The 220-nt window shown below is 54.1% G+C and carries 1 protein-coding gene; it reads right to left on the bottom strand.

Annotated features, from left to right (window positions below; translation table 11 throughout):
• On the bottom strand, nt 1–220 hold a 220-nt coding region (locus AC27K1_RS21835; RefSeq protein WP_487152903.1), incomplete at both ends, for an Ig-like domain-containing protein.

Genomic DNA, 220 nt, shown 5'->3' with positions numbered 1-220 from the left:
TTATCGTGACCGTGGCCGGTTCACTGGTGTTGTTTCCGAGACCGGAATCATCAATCGCTACATAGGTAAACGTGACCTGACGGGTTTCTCCCGCGGCCAGGTCCTGGAAGTCACTGCCCGGATTGAAACTGAAGGTGCCGTCATTGTTGTTGGTTACCGAGCCTTCTGCCGGTTGGGTCACGATGTTGAAGGTGTGGTTATCGGTAGTGTCTGCATCCGT

Source organism: Kistimonas ophiarachnellae, from assembly GCF_057552235.1.
Note: the sequence above shows the minus strand (reverse complement) of the source record. Positions and strands in the feature narration are given on the sequence as shown.